General features: G+C 36.1%; 23 protein-coding genes. 10 read left to right on the plus strand and 13 right to left on the minus strand.

What is annotated here, in order from left to right; all coding sequences use genetic code 11:
- Positions 1-49: 49 nt before the first annotated feature.
- Together RM549_RS09760 and RM549_RS09765 are read right to left on the minus strand one after the other, a co-directional pair.
- Positions 50-799 carry a C40 family peptidase gene (locus RM549_RS09760; RefSeq protein ID WP_311684203.1) on the minus strand — a complete coding sequence of 250 codons (750 nt, stop codon included), beginning with the start codon at positions 797-799 and terminating at the stop codon, positions 50-52.
- Positions 800-820: 21 nt separating this feature from the next.
- Complete coding sequence (locus tag RM549_RS09765) at positions 821-2,002, minus strand: acetyl-CoA C-acyltransferase (RefSeq protein WP_311684205.1); 1,182 nt, start codon at positions 2,000-2,002, stop codon at positions 821-823.
- Positions 2,003-2,115: 113 nt separating this feature from the next.
- Between RM549_RS09765 and RM549_RS09770 the strand changes: the two genes are divergently transcribed.
- On the plus strand, positions 2,116-4,164 hold the full coding sequence (locus tag RM549_RS09770; RefSeq protein WP_311684207.1) for an HD family phosphohydrolase: 2,049 nt from the start codon (positions 2,116-2,118) through the stop codon (positions 4,162-4,164).
- Here the strand turns inward: RM549_RS09770 and RM549_RS09775 are convergent, their stop codons facing one another.
- The gene (locus RM549_RS09775; protein WP_311684209.1) at positions 4,165-4,608 is read right to left on the minus strand and encodes a transcription elongation factor; all 444 of its coding nucleotides are present in this window, start codon (positions 4,606-4,608) and stop codon (positions 4,165-4,167) included.
- A gap of 184 nt (positions 4,609-4,792) precedes the next feature.
- On the opposite strand from RM549_RS09775, the gene RM549_RS09780 reads away from it, so the two are divergent.
- Both RM549_RS09780 and RM549_RS09785 read left to right on the plus strand, forming a co-directional pair.
- Entirely contained in the window at positions 4,793-5,458 is a 666-nt protein-coding gene (locus tag RM549_RS09780; protein ID WP_311684211.1) for a hypothetical protein, read from the plus strand.
- The gene (locus tag RM549_RS09785; RefSeq protein ID WP_311684212.1) at positions 5,455-6,183 is read left to right on the plus strand and encodes a DUF3307 domain-containing protein; all 729 of its coding nucleotides are present in this window, start codon (positions 5,455-5,457) and stop codon (positions 6,181-6,183) included. Before RM549_RS09780 ends, RM549_RS09785 begins: the two co-directional genes overlap by 4 nt.
- Here RM549_RS09785 and RM549_RS09790 read toward each other — a convergent pair.
- Positions 6,160-6,567, minus strand: a complete 408-nt coding sequence (locus RM549_RS09790) for a glyoxalase (RefSeq protein WP_311684214.1) — start codon at positions 6,565-6,567, stop codon at positions 6,160-6,162. The genes RM549_RS09785 and RM549_RS09790 overlap by 24 nt on opposite strands.
- Positions 6,568-6,736: 169 nt before the next feature.
- On the opposite strand from RM549_RS09790, the gene RM549_RS09795 reads away from it, so the two are divergent.
- The 4 genes from RM549_RS09795 to RM549_RS09810 all read left to right on the plus strand — a co-directional run bounded on the left by RM549_RS09795 (position 6,737) and on the right by RM549_RS09810 (position 9,915).
- Positions 6,737-8,095 (plus strand): NAD-dependent succinate-semialdehyde dehydrogenase, encoded by a 1,359-nt coding sequence (locus tag RM549_RS09795; protein WP_311684216.1) that lies wholly within the window; start codon positions 6,737-6,739, stop codon positions 8,093-8,095.
- A 12-nt stretch (positions 8,096-8,107) separates the two neighbouring features.
- Complete coding sequence (locus RM549_RS09800) at positions 8,108-8,980, plus strand: DUF72 domain-containing protein (protein WP_311684218.1); 873 nt, start codon at positions 8,108-8,110, stop codon at positions 8,978-8,980.
- Position 8,981: 1 nt separating this feature from the next.
- A complete protein-coding gene (locus RM549_RS09805; RefSeq protein ID WP_311684224.1) occupies positions 8,982-9,395 on the plus strand; it encodes an NUDIX hydrolase in 414 nt (137 codons plus the stop codon).
- 130 nt (positions 9,396-9,525) lie between these two features.
- Entirely contained in the window at positions 9,526-9,915 is a 390-nt protein-coding gene (locus RM549_RS09810) for an acyl-CoA thioesterase (protein ID WP_311684227.1), read from the plus strand.
- 1 nt (position 9,916) lies between these two features.
- On the opposite strand, the gene RM549_RS09815 is transcribed toward RM549_RS09810, so the two are convergent.
- The 4 genes from RM549_RS09815 to RM549_RS09830 all read right to left on the minus strand — a co-directional run bounded on the left by RM549_RS09815 (position 9,917) and on the right by RM549_RS09830 (position 13,650).
- Positions 9,917-10,837: a mechanosensitive ion channel family protein gene (locus RM549_RS09815; protein WP_311684229.1), complete on the minus strand. Its 921-nt coding sequence runs from the start codon at positions 10,835-10,837 to the stop codon at positions 9,917-9,919.
- Positions 10,838-10,935: 98 nt separating this feature from the next.
- The gene (locus RM549_RS09820; RefSeq protein ID WP_311684231.1) at positions 10,936-12,033 is read right to left on the minus strand and encodes an endonuclease/exonuclease/phosphatase family protein; all 1,098 of its coding nucleotides are present in this window, start codon (positions 12,031-12,033) and stop codon (positions 10,936-10,938) included.
- Between the two features lie 30 nt (positions 12,034-12,063).
- Positions 12,064-13,362, minus strand: a complete 1,299-nt coding sequence (locus RM549_RS09825; RefSeq protein ID WP_311684233.1) for a mechanosensitive ion channel family protein — start codon at positions 13,360-13,362, stop codon at positions 12,064-12,066.
- Positions 13,363-13,365: 3 nt separating this feature from the next.
- Positions 13,366-13,650: a DUF3817 domain-containing protein gene (locus tag RM549_RS09830; protein ID WP_311684235.1), complete on the minus strand. Its 285-nt coding sequence runs from the start codon at positions 13,648-13,650 to the stop codon at positions 13,366-13,368.
- A 164-nt stretch (positions 13,651-13,814) separates the two neighbouring features.
- Between RM549_RS09830 and galE the strand changes: the two genes are divergently transcribed.
- Complete coding sequence (gene galE / locus RM549_RS09835; RefSeq protein WP_311684237.1) at positions 13,815-14,849, plus strand: UDP-glucose 4-epimerase GalE; 1,035 nt, start codon at positions 13,815-13,817, stop codon at positions 14,847-14,849.
- A gap of 115 nt (positions 14,850-14,964) precedes the next feature.
- On the opposite strand, the gene RM549_RS09840 is transcribed toward galE, so the two are convergent.
- From RM549_RS09840 to RM549_RS09855, 4 genes are all read right to left on the minus strand, one after another.
- The gene (locus RM549_RS09840; RefSeq protein WP_311684239.1) at positions 14,965-15,117 is read right to left on the minus strand and encodes a YqaE/Pmp3 family membrane protein; all 153 of its coding nucleotides are present in this window, start codon (positions 15,115-15,117) and stop codon (positions 14,965-14,967) included.
- 31 nt (positions 15,118-15,148) lie between these two features.
- Positions 15,149-15,946 carry a DUF1206 domain-containing protein gene (locus RM549_RS09845; RefSeq protein ID WP_311684240.1) on the minus strand — a complete coding sequence of 266 codons (798 nt, stop codon included), beginning with the start codon at positions 15,944-15,946 and terminating at the stop codon, positions 15,149-15,151.
- A gap of 111 nt (positions 15,947-16,057) precedes the next feature.
- Complete coding sequence (locus RM549_RS09850; protein ID WP_311684242.1) at positions 16,058-16,675, minus strand: YqaA family protein; 618 nt, start codon at positions 16,673-16,675, stop codon at positions 16,058-16,060.
- A 93-nt stretch (positions 16,676-16,768) separates the two neighbouring features.
- Positions 16,769-17,143 (minus strand): hypothetical protein, encoded by a 375-nt coding sequence (locus tag RM549_RS09855; protein ID WP_311684244.1) that lies wholly within the window; start codon positions 17,141-17,143, stop codon positions 16,769-16,771.
- 226 nt (positions 17,144-17,369) lie between these two features.
- On the opposite strand from RM549_RS09855, the gene RM549_RS09860 reads away from it, so the two are divergent.
- Positions 17,370-18,083, plus strand: a complete 714-nt coding sequence (locus tag RM549_RS09860) for an SDR family oxidoreductase (protein WP_311684246.1) — start codon at positions 17,370-17,372, stop codon at positions 18,081-18,083.
- Positions 18,084-18,412: 329 nt separating this feature from the next.
- Positions 18,413-19,159 carry an SDR family oxidoreductase gene (locus RM549_RS09865; protein WP_311684248.1) on the plus strand — a complete coding sequence of 249 codons (747 nt, stop codon included), beginning with the start codon at positions 18,413-18,415 and terminating at the stop codon, positions 19,157-19,159.
- 75 nt (positions 19,160-19,234) lie between these two features.
- Here RM549_RS09865 and RM549_RS09870 read toward each other — a convergent pair whose 3' ends face one another.
- Positions 19,235-20,230 (minus strand): NADP-dependent oxidoreductase, encoded by a 996-nt coding sequence (locus RM549_RS09870; RefSeq protein ID WP_311684492.1) that lies wholly within the window; start codon positions 20,228-20,230, stop codon positions 19,235-19,237.
- Between the last annotated feature and the right edge of the window lie 61 nt (positions 20,231-20,291).

The following is a 20,291-nucleotide window of genomic DNA, read 5'->3' on the forward strand; positions in this document are numbered from 1 at the left end:
TTATTTCAAAACTAAAAAACCGCTGAATTTCAGCGGTTTTTTTATTAATTTAAATTATCTTTTTGATAACCCTAAGCTGATGTGTATGTCGCTTCAGGTCTACATTAAAAATACCTGAATGGTCTATGCGGTCTATTCTCACCATTCCATCTACATGTATTATATAATTATCCTGCATCATGATACCCACATGATCGATAATCCCTTCGTTATTGTCGAAAAATGCCAAATCTCCGGGCTCACTTTCTTCAATAAAACTTAAAGCTATTCCCTGAGTTGCCTGTTCTGCAGAAGTTCTTTTAATTCTGTGGCCGTTTAATCTATAGACCATCTGTGATAATCCGCTGGCATCAATTCCCAAAGGAGATTTGCCACCCCAGCAGTAAGGGCTGTTTAAGTATAAAAGAGCAGAATGTATTAAATTTTCTTTATTATTAGTACCAGTAGAAATTTCACCTTCAAAACTATGGTTGAATTTCTGAATAAAATTTAAAGAAGATCCAAGTGGTACAGACATTAGGTGGCCCTGCTCATTCACCACATAATTAAATAAATCTGCAGATAATTTTAAATTATCATTCAGCAGATAATTATAATCTTCCTCTCTTATTTTTAGATATTGGTTGTTACTTATCCATGCCTCATATCCATCAAAAGCGAGGCGGATTCTGCTCCATTTTCCTCTCTCTTCAAGAACCTTAAAATGTTCTCCATACAGTATCTGGGAAACCATTTCACTTTGATGGGAAGCTGCAAATCTAACAGGGGCGATGCTTAAATGGCAAATACCGTATTGCATTCCGTAAGGATTAAGAGGTAGTTAGGAATTACGTTCTAGGATCATAGCTGAAGCTCCGCCACCGCCGTTGCAAATAGCTGCAGCACCTAATCTAGCATTATTTTGTTCCAGCACATTTAACAAGGTGACAACAATACGGGCACCACTGCAGCCCAGAGGGTGTCCCAGCGAAACCGATCCTCCGTTAACGTTAGTAACTTCATCACCCAGACCCAAGATTTTCATATTGGCGAGACCAACTACAGAAAAAGCTTCATTAAATTCGAAAAAGTCGATTTCTTCCTGCTTTAATTCAGCTTTTGCAAGCGCTTTTGGCAATGCTTTAGCTGGGGAAGTAGTAAACCACTTTGGCTTCTGGGCTGCATCTGCAAAACTTCGTATAGTGGCAATTATTTTTAATCCTAATTCTTCTGCTTTCTCACGGCTCATTAAAATTACTGCTGCAGCACCGTCGTTTATCGTAGAAGCATTTGCTGCAGTTACAGTTCCATCTTTACTAAAAGCAGGTCTAAGTGAAGAAATTTTGTCGATTTTAACATTTTTATATTCCTCATCTTCTTTTACAATTAGTGGTTCTCCTTTTCGCTGGGGAACTTCGACAGGAACCACTTCATTATCAAACTTACCTTCTTTCCAGGCTTTTCTGGAGCGGTTGTATGATTGTATGGCATAAGCATCCTGATCCTCCCGTGAGAATTCATATTCTTCAGCACATAAATCGGCACAAACACCCATTGCATTGTGATCGTAAGCATCTACCAATCCATCCTTCTGCATTCCATCTTCCATACTTGCCGGGCCGAATTTTTTACCATTCCTAAGGTGGATATAATGCGGAATCAAACTCATATTTTCCATACCACCGGCAACAACTATAGAGGTATCGCCTAACATAATAGACTGTGCTCCCTGCATCATGGCTTTCATCCCACTCGCACAAACTTTATTAATAGTGGTACAGGGTACGGTAGCAGGGATGCCTGCTCCTAAAGCTGCCTGTCTTGCTGGTGCCTGGCCTACACCCGCTTGAACTACATTTCCCATTAAAACCTCCTCTACAAGTTCTGGTTTCAGATTTATTTTATCCAGGGCTCCTTTTATTGCAATAGATCCTAATTTAGTGGCTGGCACACTGGAAAGGCTGCCCAAAAAACTTCCAATTGGAGTGCGGACAGCGCTTACTATAACTACTTCTTTATTCATAATTGTTATTGTATATGTGGTATTGCGAAGTTAATGATTTTATAAGGAACTTAAATAATAGGTCCTGATTCAAGGTGATTTTTAGTACTTTTGATCATTAGCTGAATCTAAATATGAGCAATTTCGTAAACAACCTTTATAAAAACCAGGCGCTTTTTTATAAGGTTTTTTTATTTATACTCACCGCAGTTTTAATAGTTTACCTGTTGCCAAAGGGAGGGAAGTTTAAGTACGATATTCCAAAAAATAAGCCCTGGCAATACGAAAACCTTTATGCTCCTTTTGATTTTGCGATACTGAAAACGGAAGAGGAGATCCAGGAGGAGAGGCAGGAAATTAGGAATAGTCTTATTCCATATTACGAATTTGATACAGCTGTTGCAGAAAGAGTGAAGTTTGATGCGCTTCAGGAGGTTCAAAGAACTTTTAGTGATAGTATTTTGGATCTGGCTGAAAGACCACTGAACAATTTTGTAGAGAATACTATTGATAAGATATACAGGAACGGTTTGTTACAGGAAAGTAACAGGATGCAACCGGAACAGTTAGTTTATCTTCGGAAAGGAAATGAGGCCTACGAAGTCACTTATAAGAAAATCCTGAAACAGGGGGAGATAAGCAATTTTCTTAATAATGAAATTGATCAGGCAAATCTCGGATTTTTTAGGACAGAACTTTTAGAAGTATTCTTTAATTCCGTAGAACCTAACGTTGTTTATAACAATGATCTTACTCAAAAAGAGCTGGAAAGCAAGTTAAATAGTATTTCCTATACCCGGGGTATTATTGAACAAGGGAGCAGGGTAATAGCTAAGGGGGAGGTTGTGGATAATGGTAAATATAATATTCTCAGATCCCTGAAGCAGGAATATGAATCACAGGTATGGAGCCAGGATAATCATAATTGGATTTTGGTGGGGTATAGTACACTGGTAGCTTTGGCTCTTCTTATGCTGCTGCTCTTTATTAGAAAATATAGAAGGGATATTTTTGAAAACAATGTAAAAGTCACATTTATATTTTTCAATATTATTTTTATGGTCATGCTTACCACCTTGGTGGTAAAATTTAATATAGATTATGTTTATGTTGTTCCATTGTGTATTCTTCCTTTGACACTGAAGGCTTTTTTTGATGCCCGCTTAGGACTTTTTACGCATGTTATTACTGTTCTACTGCTGGGATTTATTGTTCCTAATAGTTATGAGTATATGTTCCTGCAAATTATAGCAGGTATTGTTACCATTTTAACGGTTTCAGAATTATATAAACGTGCTAACCTGTTTATATCTGTTGGACAAATTACCCTGGTATATATAATTTCCTATTTTGCTTTTACTATTATACAGGAAGGTAGTATAGCAGATGTTGAAGGGGAGGTTTTTCTCACGTTCCTGTTAGGTGGACTCGCTACCCTTTTTGTTCAACCGCTTATTTATATTTATGAAAAAATCTTCGGAATGGTTTCAGATATGTCTTTACTGGAACTTTCGGATACAAATTCAAAATTACTGAAAGAACTTGCAGAGAAGGCGCCGGGAACTTTTCATCATTCTCTAAATGTCGCAAATTTAGCTGAAGCTGCAGCTAATGAAATTCAGGCAAATGCTATGATGGTGAGGGTTGGTGCTCTATATCACGATATTGGTAAAATGCAGGACCCCACCTATTTTACAGAAAATCAAACTACCGCTGTTAATTCCCATGATGAACTTTCACCTCGTGAGAGTGCAGAAATTATCATTGAACATGTTATCAAAGGGATAGAAATTGCTAAGCGCAATAATCTGCCGGATAGAGTAATAGATTTTATAAGAACCCACCATGGGACAAGTACCGTTTACTATTTCCTTATGAAGGAAAAGGAGAGTAGTAGTGAAGAAGTTAACCCAGACGACTTTCGATATCCAGGTCCAATTCCGTTTAGTAAGGAAACAGCTATCTTAATGATGTGTGATAGTGTTGAAGCTGCCAGTAAAAGTTTAAAGGAGCCAACTTCCGTGCTTATTGATGATTTTGTAGAAAAAATCATCAATAAGCAGATGAAAGATGGCCAGTTTTTAAATTCTAATATTACCTTTAAAGAAATTCAACTAGTGAAAAAAATTCTTAAGCGTAAGCTCAAGAATATTTATCATTTAAGGGTTGAGTATCCAGAATGATTAATGCAATGCTACAATTTTATATTCCTTATCGTTAAAAGTATAGCTATCTCCAACCCTTTTTCCCTTTAAACCTTGATATACAGGTGCATCAGTAGAGATGGCATAAACTGTACTTCCATCCTCCATTTTTAGCTCTCCTATTGGAACGGCTACATAATAGAGATTTTTATCTGTTTCAACTACACTTCCAAAACAAACTGCCTCACTATAGTGATCCAGATTTATTTCACTTAACGTTTCTTTCATTTGCCTGGCATCATCAAGGTAACCGGCGTTTTGTTCAAAATCGCCTAGTAGTTTTCCGCGATTATCTTCATCATAGTCTGTTTTTATATCATTGGCATCCATGGATTCCTTTATCATATCCATTTCCTTCTGATATTTTTCTATTCGCTTATCTACCGCGTCCAGTGCTTTATAGAATATCTCTTTCTTGTTCATTTCAATAAAATTTATTGTTTTTTTAAATTTAGGTAGTAGTAATTTTTTGAAAGAATAATTAGCAAAAGTTTAGTCTATTTCCGTAAATTTATAAGTCTTTCATCTTATAAAAAGTCATTATAAGGTTTATTGCTTATAATGTCAAAATATTAGATTTTTTCCTTATAATTTATATCTTTGAAATATGATAGCTGTAATTACCGCCGATTTTGTGGATTCCTCTCATTATAGTGAAAATTTACTTTCACAAGTCTTAGCTATTCTTAAAAAAGAATTCCAAGAACTGACCGATTTCTATGGAGAAGAAGTAAAATTTAAGATATATAGAGGAGATAGTTTTCAGGGAATCATTTACGCACCGGAACTATCACTGGAAATTGCATTAATTTTGAAAACAGCTATAAATGTAGCTCATAGTAAGAAGAAGTCCCGGGGTAAGGCTTATGCAAAAGAAGCTGATTTGAAAATGGCGATAGGAATTGGCAGTTATGAATTTGCAAGGGAATCTATAGCAGAGTCTAATGGACAGGCTTTTCAATTTTCAGGACGCAGCCTTGATGAAATGAAGAAGGAACCAAGAACTATTGTTCTAAAAACCCCTGAAGATAATTTGAATGCCGAATTTAATTCAAGTTTTCTTCTGTTAGACACCCTTATGGACAAGTGGAGTATTGCTTCAGCCGAAGTCATTTATCACCTTCTTAAAGGCCTAAAAGAGCAGGAAATAGCAGAGACTTTAAACATTACTCAATCTGCTGTAAACCAAAGAAAAAAAGCTGCAGGATGGGATGCAGTATCTGTATTGCTCCAAAGATATCAAGAGGTTATTTCCAAAAGTTTTATAGGATGATGTCGACACAGATTTTACTACAGCTTTTATTGGCACATATATTAACAGATTTTGTATTTCAACCTACAGCATGGGTAGTGCATAAGAGAAAGAAAAAAGCACGGTCTTTCCATCTTTATATACATTCCTTACTGGCAGGATTACTAACTTATATTTTGTTGCAACAATGGGATTTATGGTATGTTGCATTATTTATAGCTTTAACTCATTTTGGAATTGACTTATGGAAGTTAAATCATAAAAAGGACAACCTTCGCATCTTTTTGCTGGATCAATTATTTCACTTCATAATAATTCTATTATCCTGGATTTACATAATAAACAGTTTTGGCGAAATTTTACCATTTCTAAAAAATTCTCTTTCATCTTCGGCCTTTCTGGCAATTTCTATTGGATATTTGCTTGTAATATTTCCGGTAGGTTTTCTTATCGGAAAAGCTACTAAGCGATGGCATAACGAACTTAGTACAGATGGTAAAACAGGTAGTCTGGAAGCAGCGGGTCGTTATATTGGGATTTTTGAAAGAATCCTGGTACTTACTTTTATCCTTACTAACAATTTTTCTGCAATAGGTTTTTTAATAGCCGCAAAATCTATATTGCGTTTCAGTGATAAATCTGAGGCAGGAGCAAGAAAACAGACCGAATATGTGCTCATAGGTACTTTAATGAGTTTCGCTATCACGATCATAATTGGGTTTCTAGTACGCCAAATCGTTTTCTAGAAGCTGAATGTTGGCCTGCAAGCGTTCCTTTACAAGATTCATCATTCTTTTGTTAAGTGCAGATGAGTTTTGAATATACTCAGAATACTCTTTCAGGGTAAACTGGCCAATAATAATACCTTTTAAGCTGTTTCTAAATTTTATATCCTTTTGTACAGCATTCTCAATATATTTTAAACGTTCATCGGGTATAAGATTGTAAAAAGCATTTTTATGTTTTATAATATAATTTCTGAATACAGCAACAAGAAGTTCATCCTGAAGTTTGGCTATAGGACGCAAGGTTCTGTTCTGGAATATTTCATCAGAGCTCATTTGTTCTGTAACTTTTGCAGAGGGAATGTTCGGTCTGGATTCTAGTAAATAAAGATCTCGAGGACTCATAATAAGGAAGTTTTTTAAATTTAAAAAATTCCGCAGTATACAAGGAAAAACAGCAATTTAGTTTTAAACTATTTATAAACATTTTCTGAAGTTAAAATCCTCTTAATCGCATTTATAAACCTGACACTTCTTATTATCTTGATAAAAATCACAACATTAAAACGGGGTAATGATTACATCTACAAATCCATATACGAGAGAAGAAATTGATAGGTTTGAGGAGTTAAATGAGGATCAGATAGATAAAGCTCTAAAGGCTGCGGATTCCACATTTTCCTCCTGGAAAAAAACATCTTTTGCAGAGCGTTCAAAATTAATGAATGCGGTAGCAAAAGAGCTGAAAGGAAACAAAGAAGAGTATGCAAAGGATATTACTAATGAAATGGGCAAGCCCTTAGAGCAATCCATCTCTGAAATTGAAAAGTGTGCATGGGTATGTAAATACTACGCAGAAAATGCTGAAAAACAGCTTGCCAATGAGGTGATTGAAACTGATGCTGAAAAAAGCTATGTGAGTTATGAACCTATTGGAGTAGTGTTGGCGATAATGCCCTGGAATTATCCTTTTTGGCAGGTATTTCGTTTTGCGGCTCCTGCATTAATGGCGGGCAATATCGGTGTTTTAAAGCATGCAAGTAATGTAATGAGGACCGCACAGAACATCCAAAAGGTTTTTGAAAGAGCTGGATTTCCTGAGAATTGCTTTCAAAGTCTTATGATTGGTAGTAAAAAAATTGAGACTGTAATTAGGGATAAAAGAGTTAAAGCTGTCACCTTAACAGGAAGTAAACCGGCTGGTAGTTCTGTAGCTTCTATTGCTGGTGAAGAAATAAAAAAATCTGTGCTTGAGCTGGGAGGAAGCAATGCGCTGGTTGTATTTAAAGACGCAAATATTCAGGAGACGGTAAAATCCTGTGTCATGGCTCGCTTTCAAAATACCGGTCAAAGTTGTATTGCAGGAAAACGTTTGCTTCTTCAGAAAGAGATAGAGGAGAAGTTTATGGAAGAATTTATTAAACAGGTGAAAGAACTTAAGAGTGGTGATCCAATGGATAAGGATACTTTTATTGGTGTTCTTGCCAGAGAAGATCTGGCTGAAGATCTGGAAGATCAGGTGAACAGAACGATAGAGCAGGGGGGTAATCTTGTGATGGGAGGGAAGCGCAACAAAGCATATTATGAACCTACAATTGTTTCCGGAGTAAAAAGAGGCATGGCTATGTTTGAGGAAGAAACATTTGGGCCGGCTATTTCTGTTACAACCTTCAAAGATTCAGATGAGGCGGTAGATCTTGTCAATAGCGCTGTCTTTGGTCTTGGTGTATCGATATTTACAGAAGATTTTGACTTTGCAGCAAAGCTGGTTCCACAATTTGAAGATGGGGCTGTTTTTGTAAATGATCTCGTGAAAAGTGATCCGCGTCTGCCTTTTGGAGGTACTAAAGATTCAGGTTATGGCCGAGAACTCTCTGAACATGGAATTCGGGAGTTTGTAAACAGAAAAACAGTTTATTTTAATAAATATTAAATCAGTAATTGGATGAAGTTCGGAAAAGTTGATGATCCCGGAAAAATAGATTTTAAATTACCAGAGACTCATGTGCAAACTAAAGATATTCTTTCACAACAAGAACCGCACAGATTTAAAGACGTAAGGGTTGGTTGTGCGAAATGGAACAAGACAGATCTAAAGAAATTCTACCCCAGAGGCACTAAAGATGAACTGGCCTATTATAGTACACAATTTAATTCCATAGAATTAAATGCGTCCTTTTACAGAATGTTTCCTGAAGCACAATTTGAAAAATGGGCAGAAAAAGCTGAAGAAGATTTTAAATTTTTTCCAAAAATACCAAGGATTATAAGTCATGTTAAGCGGCTAAATGAATGCGAACAGTTAATTGACGATGTTGTTACCAATATGTTGCCGCTCAAAGCAAAGATGGGAATGGTATTTCTTCAAATGCCCGATAATTTTCAGCCAAAATTTATGGAAAGACTAGAACCATTTTTTAAACATTGGCCAAAGGAAATTCCGCTTGCAGCAGAATTCAGACATAGTGATTGGCATAACGAAGAAAAAGTTGCTGACGAATTAAATCAAATTTTAGTAAAATACAATATCAGCAATATAATTACCGATAGTGCAGGAAGGAGAGATTTACTCCATATGCGTCTTACAACAGATACTGCATTCATAAGGTACAATGGTGCTAATCATGAAAGCGATTACACAAGGTTGGATGATTGGCTGGAGCGTTTGGAAGAGTGGCATAAAAAAGGTTTAAAGAACATTTACTTTTTTGTTCATCAAAATATGGAGATGGCATCACCTTTATTATCAGCATATTTTATTGAAAAGTTTAATAAGAAGTTTGGAACAGAATTAAAAATACCTAAAACACTAAATTAGAATGGGAAAGCACGAGATTGCAATAACGGTAGATAGTGTTGTACTAAGCAATACTAATAATAAATTTAAAGCCTTATTAATTAAAAGAAAAAATGATCCTTTTAAAAATCAGTGGGCATTACCAGGTGGATTTATAGAAGAAGGAGAAGACCTCGAAGAGGCTGCCAAACGTGAACTTTTAGAAGAAACAGGATTAAAAATTGAATCAATGGAACAGATTCGTGCCTTCGGAAAACCGGGACGTGATCCTCGTGGAAGAATGATTTCCATAGCTTTTTTAAGTCGGATTTTTTCTGAAGAAACTTTAAAACCCGGTGATGATGCTAAAGAGGCTGCATGGTTTGATATAGATAATCTTCCAGAATTGGCTTTTGATCATGAGGAAATCATAGCGGCTGCACGTAGACTTTTATAGTAAAGAGTTAGCAGTTTCCCATATGGAAATCTGAGAAATTAGAATCTTGTACTAGCTTTTTTGAAAATATAGTAATTCTTGTAGTAGGTTTTACAGGTTCATAAATTTACCATACTTTTAAAATAAAAATATGAGATTTCACACTCGAAAATGGGTTAAACCCGGGGATATGAATCCCAATCGTACCCTTTTTGGTGGGCGATTACTGGAATGGATAGATGAAGAATGTGCTCTATATAGTATCATTCAATTAGAGAATCCAAAAACAGTAACAAAATTTATGAGTGAAATAGATTTTCGCAGTTCTGCCAAAGAGGGAGATATTGTGGAAATTGGAATTGAGGTTGTGAAATTCGGCAGGGCATCACTCACGTTGCAATGTGAGGTTCGGAATAAAATGACCAGGGAAACCATTATTACTATAGATAAAATAGTTATGGTTTCTTTAGATGAAAATGGCAAACCAAAACCCCATGGAAAAACCAAAATTGAATTTGTAAAGGACAGGTTGGAAAAGTAATCTACTTTTCTTTTTCTATCCTATTGATCATACGAACAGGAAAGTCTTTTTCAGTGCCTGCACCATATAATTTTATTTCCTGAATATCGGCTGGCAGGTAGAAGCCGTTTTGTTCCAGAGCTTCCTTAACCGTTCTTACTACATTCCCTTTAGTTATAAGGGCCATTCTTCTAAAGTCTTTAGTATTCACCCAAAAAAATACTTTTAAATTCACTGTACTTGTAGCAAGTTCGTCTTCGATCACAAAATTTTGATGGCTTTTATCTTCTATTACCGCTGGTTCATTTCGAAGGGCTTCTATAATTATTTTCTTTGCCGCTTCAATATTATTTTCGTAAGCGATACCTATAGTAAAAGTCCACCTGAAATATCCGTCTTCAGTAAAATTTGTAACAGGTTTGGTTAAAACATCACTATTCGGGATATAAACATCCTTTCCGTCAAATGTTTTCAATTTAGTGTAACGGAATTCCAGGCCTTTTACTTTTCCAAAGTTTTCGCCTATCTCAACAGTATCTTCAATATTAAAAGGACGGTTAAACGCAAGTATAATTCCGGAAATAAAATTTTCTCCTATATCTTTAAACGCAAAACCGAGCACGACAGCACTGGCTCCGGCAGCAGTAAGAATTCCCGTAGCAATACCTCCCAGCCCCGCAGCTTTTAACCCCAGCATAATGGCTATAACAAGTAAGAAAAAACGTATTGCTTTACCTAAAAACCGGCTCATCAGGGGATCGTCAGTACGGGCAGATATTCTCCGGGTTGCGAAACTGCCAATCCAGCTTCCTATAAGAACTCCTAAAATAATTATTAACAATCCCAGGCCAATTCCGGGTAACTGTTCTATTAAACTGTCATAAAACCGATCAAAGGATTCTTTTACCGATGTTACACTATAGGAGCCTTCATTTTGTTGCATTCTAAATTAGCTGTTGTTTCTTCTAAAGTAGTACTTGCGTTATTTAAAAACCAAGAAATAAAGCAGATTGTAGAATCCTTAACACTTGATACAATAATTTATTCCTTTTTAGCTTTTTTCTGTTTTTCTTCCTGTTTTTTTCGGGCTTCAGCAATCTGATTGTTTGCCGTTATTATTTGCTCCTTTGTTGGTGATGCTGGCTTCTGCATTGCTGCATGTTCAGGTTCAAGACTTAGGGTAAGATAAAAAGGAAAATGATCTGAATCTATACCTGAAATGGTTTTGCAATTTACCAGGCGGAAATCTTCTGTAACAAAAAAATGATCCAGAGGCCAGCGTAAGATAGAACTGGTAGCATCAAAAGTATTATAAAAGCCACGACCAATTCGTACGTCAAGTAATCCACCTACAGTCTTAAAAAGCCCTGTGGTACTGGACCAGGCTACATCGTTAAAATCTCCGGCTACAATGACAGGTAATTTAGAGTCCCTTGCTTTTTTGGCAATTATCATCATTTCTGCATCTCTGTCGCTGGAAGAAGGGTTGTGTTGTGGCATTGGAGGAGTAGGGTGAATGGTAAAAAGCTGAATTTCCTTACCGGATTTCAGTTGGACTATCGTTTCTATGGAAGGAATACTGTCATCTACTAAAAAATTAATCTTTGGGTTTTTTAAAGGAAGTTTGGAATATAAGAGCATTCCATAGGTATTGTCCATTGGTATTTCAACTTTATAAGGAAAGTCTAAAGTTGCTTTAATTAGATTATCTTTCCATTTCCCGTTTGTTTCAGTTAGAAGAATTATGTCTGGGTTTTGATTTTCCAGTTCCCTTATAAGTAAATCTGAATTCTTGTTTTTCTGTAAAACGTTTGCAGCGAAAAAACGGATCGTGTTATCTTGATGGATACCTTCTGAAGCTTCCCCAACCTCGTATTGATTATGGGGGAGATAGGGATAGATTTTTGATAGCTGAAAGACAAAACAGGCGGTGAGAACCGCTACAAAAGAATAGTCTTTCCAGGATCGTATATTAAACCTGGCAAAATAAACTACAAGCGCAACCATTGTAAGTATAGTAAGCTGAGTATGGGGGAAATCAAAAATTCTTATCCACCAGTAATCTGCAGCAATTAAAGGTGCCAATGTTAGTAGCACAGCCAGAATTCCAAAACCCAATAAAAAAGGTTTTAATTTCATCAGGAAATTTAAATTATGCTACTAATATAACTAAACATGATCTTGATTTCCAGATGATCCTTGCTTTAAATTTTGCAAATCGTCTCCTGAAGGAGATTCGAATAGTTTTAAATCGAAATAAGGTATAGCAGCTATTAGATGATCAAAAATATCAGCTGTTATATACTCAAAATTTTCCCATCTCTTGTCCCTGCTAAAGCATAATATTTCCAGCGGAAGACCTTGAGCCGTGGGTGCCAGTTGCCTTACAATTATATATAAATCTTTATTAATTGCAGAATGTTCGTGCAGGTACGTGTCGGCATATTTTCTGAAAACACCTAAATTGGTTTGATTGCGACCATTTAGATTAAGACTTCTGTCGATATTGTTTTTTTCATTATACCTGTCTATTTCCGCCTGTCGATTTTCTACATAGTTGGATATAAGTTTAATTTTTTTTAGTTTTTGAAGATCTTCCGCATTCAAAAATTTGACAGAATTTTGTTTGAGGTAAATAGCTCTTTTAATTCTTCTACCTGGGCTTTCCTGCATACCCCTCCAGTTTTGGAAAGAATCAGAAATAAGGCTATAGGTTGGAATTGTGGTGAAGGTATTATCCCAGTTTTGTACCCGCACGGTGGCGAGATTAATTTCGGTGACATTCCCATCTGCACCATACTTGCTAAAAGTAATCCAGTCTCCAATCCTCACAATATCATTTACCGAAACCTGAATAGAAGCTACAAAACCTAAAATAGTATCTTTAAAAACCAGTAGTAAAATTGCTGAAGCCGCACCAAGGGAGATTGCAAAACTTATGACAGATCTTCCCGTGATTTCTGCAAAAATAAACATGAAGCCAATTACCCAAAGTACTATAAGCACAACCTGGCTATAGCTTTCTATAGGTTTATCGCTATATTCCTCCTGGGTCATAAGGTAATTTCGGGAGGTGCGAATAAGGCTCCTCACAATCCATACCGCCAGGATAATTACATAAATATTAAAAAGGAATACGATACTTTCAAGCAGAAAATGAAAATCTGCAAATATGTATGGGATAGAATAATAGATTATGAGCAGTGGGATAATCTGCCCTACATATTTCGGGAAATTACTCTTAATCAAAAAATCATCAAACGTTGTGGCGGTTTTATCTGTAAAAGCTTTAAATGTTTCAATTACAAAACGCCGGGTGAAATATTTAATAAGCAGGACCAGAAGGATTAGAACACCTAGATTTACCAGCAAATTGATATACATTGCAAGTAATGTATTCACACCCTGGGATATTAACGCATTCTCTACCAGGCAAAAAAGATATTTATAGTCCTGATTAAAATCCATACGTTAAAGATATTTTTTGTCTACATAAAAAGGTCCGAAAGGAAGTAGGGAGCAGAGAAGAATAATTGACAAATCTTTCAAATTCCAGCTCATAGTTTTGTAGAGCAGCATTGCACCAATGACATAAGCAATAAATAATACTCCGTGAGCCATTCCTACAAAGCGCACCATATCGGGTTGATCAAAAAAATATTTTAGTGGCATGGCAATAAATAATAATATTAGATAAGACAATCCTTCAAGAATACTTATCCACTTAAATGTTTTTCTTTTGCTTTCTTTTCGCATAATACCTTTTTTCCAACTGCAAAGATAAAGGATATAAGCAATTCTAACTCTTTATTCTCTTATTCTATTTCTCAATACCAAAAGATGGAGAAGTATTTTTTTGAATAATAAAATGTACAAAGAATCTATTTTTCCTATTTTGCACAGTAAAGAATAGAAAAAAAATGAGCTCAAAAATATTAGTAACCGGAGGATTGGGATTTATTGGTTCCCATACCGTAGTAGCCTTGCAGGAAAAAGGTTTTGAAGTGGTAATTATAGACAATTTATCAAATTCTTCTATAGATGTACTCGAGGGGATTGTGAAAATAACCCAGCAAAGGCCTGCTTTTGAACAAATTGATTTGCGGGAAAAAGAGGCAGTAAAAAAATTCTTTCAAAAATATACAGATATTGAAGGTGTTGTCCATTTTGCTGCTTCAAAAGCAGTGGGTGAAAGTGTGGAGAATCCTTTGTTGTATTATGAAAATAATCTTTCAACCCTCGTTTACCTTCTACAGGAATTGCAGGAAAAACCAAGTGCAAACTTTATTTTTAGTTCATCATGTACAGTCTACGGTCAGGCAGATGAATTACCAATTAGCGAAAATGCACCGGTTAAAAAAGCAGAATCGCCTTACGGAAATACCAAGCAGGTTGGAGAAGAAATTATCGCTGATACTTGTAGAATGGCTTCAGGTTTAAAGGCTATTTCTCTAAGATATTTCAATCCAATAGGAGCTCATCCTTCAGCAGAAATAGGAGAACTACCAATAGGTACCCCTCAAAATCTTGTTCCATTCATAACTCAGACGGCAATAGGTAAAAGGCAGGAGTTATCTGTTTTTGGAAATGATTATCCTACCAGGGATGGTACATGTATTAGGGATTACATTCATGTAATGGATCTTGCACAGGCACACGTGGTAGCTTTACAACGATTAGTAGAAGGAAAAGAAAAGTCTAATTTTGAAGTATTTAATCTGGGTACGGGACACGGTAACACTGTACTGGAGGTGATAAATACTTTTGAAGAATCTACAGGGACAAAATTGCCTTACAAAATTGCAGGGCGCAGAGAAGGGGATGTAATTGCCGCATTTGCAGATACAGAAAAAGCCAATAAGATACTAGGTTGGGAAGCTAACCGAAGCTTAGCAGACGCCTTAGAAAGTGCCTGGAAATGGCAGAAAAAGGTTTCTGAAGCTGAAGGGAATTAACAAGAGAGGTGTTTAAAAAGACAATTTTCGATAAATATAAAAACGGGCATTTGGTTCTTTGTATGAAAAGAATAACAATGCCCGTTTTTTCTAAATTATGGTTATCCTTTTGGGTTTAATCGGTTCCATTTACAATAAAGGCGTGGATGACACCAGGTATCCAACCAATAATAGTTAAAATTATATTGATTAAAAGTGCAGAACCAAAACCGTGTTTCATGTAAACTGCTACAGGTGGTAAAAGAATATTTAGAATGATAGTTAACATAGTGTTTTAAATTTAGTTGATTAATAATAGATTATTCACTTTCACCGTCCTGGAATTGACGGTACTTCGCCATCATAAATACATAGATAGCATAACACACAAGACCCGCTGCGACTGCTCCCAATAAATAAGATCCATAAGAGGATTCCTGGAGAAAAGCAAAGGCATCTGTTGTGCTTTTAATGTCTGAAGTATTGGATTCTATTGCGGCCCTTATAAAGAAAAAAGCCAGAATTCCCATTATAATTCCGCGTGCAATGAGCCCCAGGTAGCCGGTATTTTTTATTGTCTTCCTTCGTTTTTCTTCTGAAATTGATTTGTAATTAAACTTTTGAAGGAATTCTTTGGTATAAGCTTTTTTGAATTGGAAAAAGCTAACTATGGCTATTACAATACCAATAATTGCAAAAATATAGACTCCTGTTTGTCCCGCCAGAAAAGACGAACTCTGTCCGCCTCCACCACCAGATGAAGATCCGGCGTTTATAAGCTGAATAAATGCATAAACGGCAAGTCCAAGATAAATTAAACCGCTAACGAAAAAACCTGCACGTTTTGCTTTAGCTTTTTTGTCTGAGCCTATACCTTCTGGATCGCTTATGGACTGGATAAAACGCCAACCCGCGTAACACAATAAACCTAACCCAATTAAAATCAAAAGTGCATTACCAAAAGGTTGCTTTTCCAGGAATTCAATTACCTGTAACTTTCCTGTTTTTTGCCCACCCATATTAAAAGCGGCCATAAAGGTAAGAACACCAGTAATAGCATATACGCTACCTTTAGCAACATATCCGGCCCTGGCCATCTTCTTATACTTAGAATCCATTCAGTTTTTAGTTTTTGTTTAAACTGAATTTACTTCAAATAGGATAGATGTCCAGTGGTATTGGGAAAATTTTAGTGATCTTTTTGAAGATTTTAAGGAAGAGAGGCTAATCTAAACCATTTCAAAAATAACCAGCGCGTAGAGATAGAACCTAACAAAACGGAGTAAGCCAAACATGAGGTAACTCAGAAAAGGGAATCGAATAATTCCCGCGGCAATACTCGTAATTGCAAATGGAATAGGGAGTAAAGCTCCAACGATTATTAAAAAACCACCCCATTTTCTGGTGTTGGTAATATGTTGCGCCATATTAACTTCAAGCTGCTTATGCACTGCCGGTATTTTGGTGATTCCTTTTCCAATAAAATAGGATACTATTCCGCCAGTATATGACGCCGCTGCCAGCAATGAAAGATTCAGTATAGGACTGGCGGATTTTCCAGACCAGGCTATAAATAATTCCGGAGGTACAAGGCCCAATAACGATTCAGAAATAAAAAATACGCTTATAATTCCTATAGGGGAATAGGTTTCTGTAACCGTCACAAGCATACCCTCAATATCGAGTACAAAATAATCAAGTGCCAGTAAAGCTCCCACAAAAAGTATGATAGGCACAACGGCCTTTTTTATACTTTTCCATACAAACTTATAAAATCCAGTATAACTGTAATACTGGTGCAATAAGCGTATACGCGACTTCTTTCTAGATTTCGCTTTCCTTTTCATCAACAAATTTTTGGCAATACTTATCCTGAGCCTGGTTCATTAATTTTCTCTGGAAGGTCCTACTCCAGGCTTAAATGCAGTAAAAGAGAAATGCTAATTTTCCTCTTCGTAGGCTACAAATGCATTTACATACTCTCGGAGTTCTATTTCATTAACTTTATTCGAAGGATCTGCCATTAAAGAAAATAAATAATCCAGACTTTCCTGACCACTTACTTCTTCTGTATTCTCTGGTGTTTCACCTTCGTCAAGAGGCTCATCATCTGGGATAGGGATTTCAAATCCTTCACAAGCCTGAATATGTTCGTAAGTTAACCTGATAACCTTGGCCAACAGTGGATTTCCTTCTTCTATAACAAGGTTTCTTAAATCCTGAAGATCCTTTACTAAGGTATTAATGATAATTCCGTTACGATTTAAATCGCGGTGAATTCTATTCAGTAAATTTTGAGCTTTTATGTTTTCCAAGGGATGAGATATTAAATCAGGTTAAACGGTTCCAGTTAATAAAAACTTCGAAAGAAGCTTTTTCTTATTTTCTGCAAAGTTACTTTTTTTGCGATTGTGTGAAAGATTTTAACTCAGATTTTGTGCAGGTGTTTTTGTTTAAAATTAACAATAAATTAAATCTTTATCCTTTAACGAACTGTCAATCTTCATTAGCTTTAAAACAATTCAAAAAAATAAAGAAACTATGAGTAAGTTAGAAGGAAAAGTAGCATTTATTACCGGCGGGACTAAAGGTATAGGATATGGTGTGGCAGAGTCCCTTTTGGCGTTGGGTATGAAAGTAGCTATTACAAGCCGATCTGCTGAACGTGCTGAAGAAGCCGCAGAGCAACTAAAATCTAAAGGAGAAGTATTAGGAGTGGAAGCCGATGTGCGCCAGTTTGAAAGTCAGGAGAAAGCTATAAAAAAGGTAACCGATGAATGGGGGCAGATAGATGTTGTGGTTGCTAATGCCGGGGTTGGACATTTTGGTCCTATAGATGAATTAACTCCTGAGCAGTGGCAGGATACGATCGATACCAATTTAACCGGGGTATTTTACAGCGCAAAAGCTTCTCTGGATGCGCTTGCTAAATCAAAAGGATATTTAATTACCATTTCCAGCCTTGCAGGTACTAATTTCTTTGCCGGTGGTGCAGCTTATAATGCAAGTAAATTTGGTCTTACAGGATTTACACAGGCGGTAATGCTGGACCTTAGAGAAAAAGGTATTAATGTAAGTACCATCATGCCGGGATCTGTGGCTACTCACTTTAATGATCATACCCCAAGTCCTGAAGATAACTGGAAAATTCAGCCCGAAGATATAGGAGAACTTGTTGTGGATCTTCTTAAAATGAATCCGCGTACATTACCAAGTAAGATTGAAGTGAGACCGTCACAACCTCCAAAGAAATAAAATTTGGATACATCTTTCAGAAAAGGGATTTTTATAGAATTTATTTATAAAAATCCCTTTTCTTTTGAATTTTACTTTCGGGACACTACAAGAAAAGCTTCTGTTAAACAAAAAGATTAAAATAGAGTAGAATTACCGATTACTCGCAAATCAATCCTTCATTAGGATCTTTTCAGGATTAAGGGTATTATAAAAAGTTTTAAGAGACTGGAGGCTCATTTATTGATATAGGTTAATTAGTGCCGTTAAAGACGTACTAAAACTTTAAAATTGCTGGTTTTGAATCCAGGCTATACCTTAACTTCTGAGTAAATTAAAAAAGAAAAAAAATGAATTTAGAAGGAAAAACAATAATTATAACCGGAGCCTCTAGTGGAATTGGAGAAGCTACTGCTAAAAAATTATCGCAGGAAGGTGCAAATGTTGTATTAACTGCACGTCGCGAAGACAGATTAAAATCTCTTAAGGATGATATTGAAAAAAATGGGGGAAAGGCCCTGGTAATTTCTGGAGATGTTACCAGCAAAGAAGATTTTAAGAAGATTGTATCAGCAACTTTAGAAGAATTCGGGAGTATTTTCGGAATTATAAACAATGCTGGATTGATGCCACTATCTTACGTCAAAAATTTACATACAGATGAGTGGGATAAAATGATAGATGTGAACATTAAAGGTGTTACTAATGGAGTAGCCGCAGTTCTGCCAACAATGATGGAGCAAAAGAGCGGACACATTATTAATATATCTTCCAGTGCCGGAAGAAAGTATTATCCGGGTGGTGCAGTTTACTGTGCTACAAAAGCAGCGGTAAAAATGTTTACTGAAGGACTTAGGTCAGAATTAGCTCCTAATTTCGGAATCAATGTTACTTCTATTGACCCCGGTTTTGTGTCTACAGAATTAACAGATACTATTACCGATGATGAAATTAAAAAAGATATGGAGCCAATGTTTAAAGAATTAACGCCATTGCAAGCACAGGATATCGCAGATGCAATTTATTATTCTTTAAGTCAGCCAAAAAGAACAAACATCAATAACGTTTATATTATGCCCACAGATCAGGCACAATAGATCTTAATGATTAAAAAGCAAAGAGGTTGTTTAGAATATTCTGAACAACCTCTTCTTTTATTTAAAATATCTTGCTTAAACTTTTACCACCATTTTTCCCTGATTTTTCCCTTCGAAGAGGTCCAGAAAAGCCTGCGGTATTTTTTCAAATCCTTCAACTATAGTCTCTTCATATTGCAGTTTATCTTCTTTTAACCATTTTGAAAGTTGTTTTATTGCAGGCTGAAAATCTTCAGCATAATCCCTCACTGTAAAACCCTGCATTAAAATGCTTTTCTTAATTAAAAATGGTTCAAGCCGTAGTCCTGTAGGTTTTTCCTTGGAATTATAAAGCGAAATGGCACCACAATTTACTACACGACCAAATTTGTTCATATTTAAAATGGCCGCATCCAGCATTTCACCGCCTACATTATCAAAGTACACATCAACACCGTTTGGACAGGCTTTTTTAATTTCCTCTTTTATATTATCTGTAGTTTTATAATTAATGCCTTCATCAAACTTGAATACCTTTGTTATTTTTTTAATCTTCTCATCGCTGCCGGCAATCCCAACTACTTTACACTTCTTTATCTTTCCTATTTGACCTACAATGCTACCAACAGCTCCAGCAGCTCCCGAAACCAGGAGAGTTTCTCCTTCTTTTAGCTTTCCAATTTTCTCCAGTCCCAGGTAAGCTGTAATACCTGTGAGCCCGAGTATGCCCAAATAAGCAGATAAGGGAGCAATATCTTTATTAATTTTGTTAAGTCCTTTTCCGTCTGAGACCTGGTATTCTTGCCAGTCCAGCATTCCACTTACAAAATCTCCTTTGCTGAAATTTTCATTTTTGGAATCCTCAACCTCAGGGACTACCATGGATTCCATCGGTTCATTCAGCTTAAAAGGAGGAATGTATGATTTTTCATCCCGCATTCTTCCTCTTAGATAAGGATCTACAGAAACATATAATGCTTTAAGAAGTATTTCTCCCTCGCCAGGTTGCGGCTTTTCTGTTTCTTTTGTTCCAAAATCTTTTAGGGAAGGTTTTCCTTCGGGCCTATTTCTAAGTATAATATATTTCATAATTACTATTCTTCAGAGTTTCTTCTAAGCTACATTCATTGACTAATTTTACCAAAAATGACCT

This window comes from Autumnicola patrickiae (genome assembly GCF_031846525.1).
In the GTDB taxonomy this organism is placed as follows: domain Bacteria; phylum Bacteroidota; class Bacteroidia; order Flavobacteriales; family Flavobacteriaceae; genus Autumnicola; species Autumnicola patrickiae.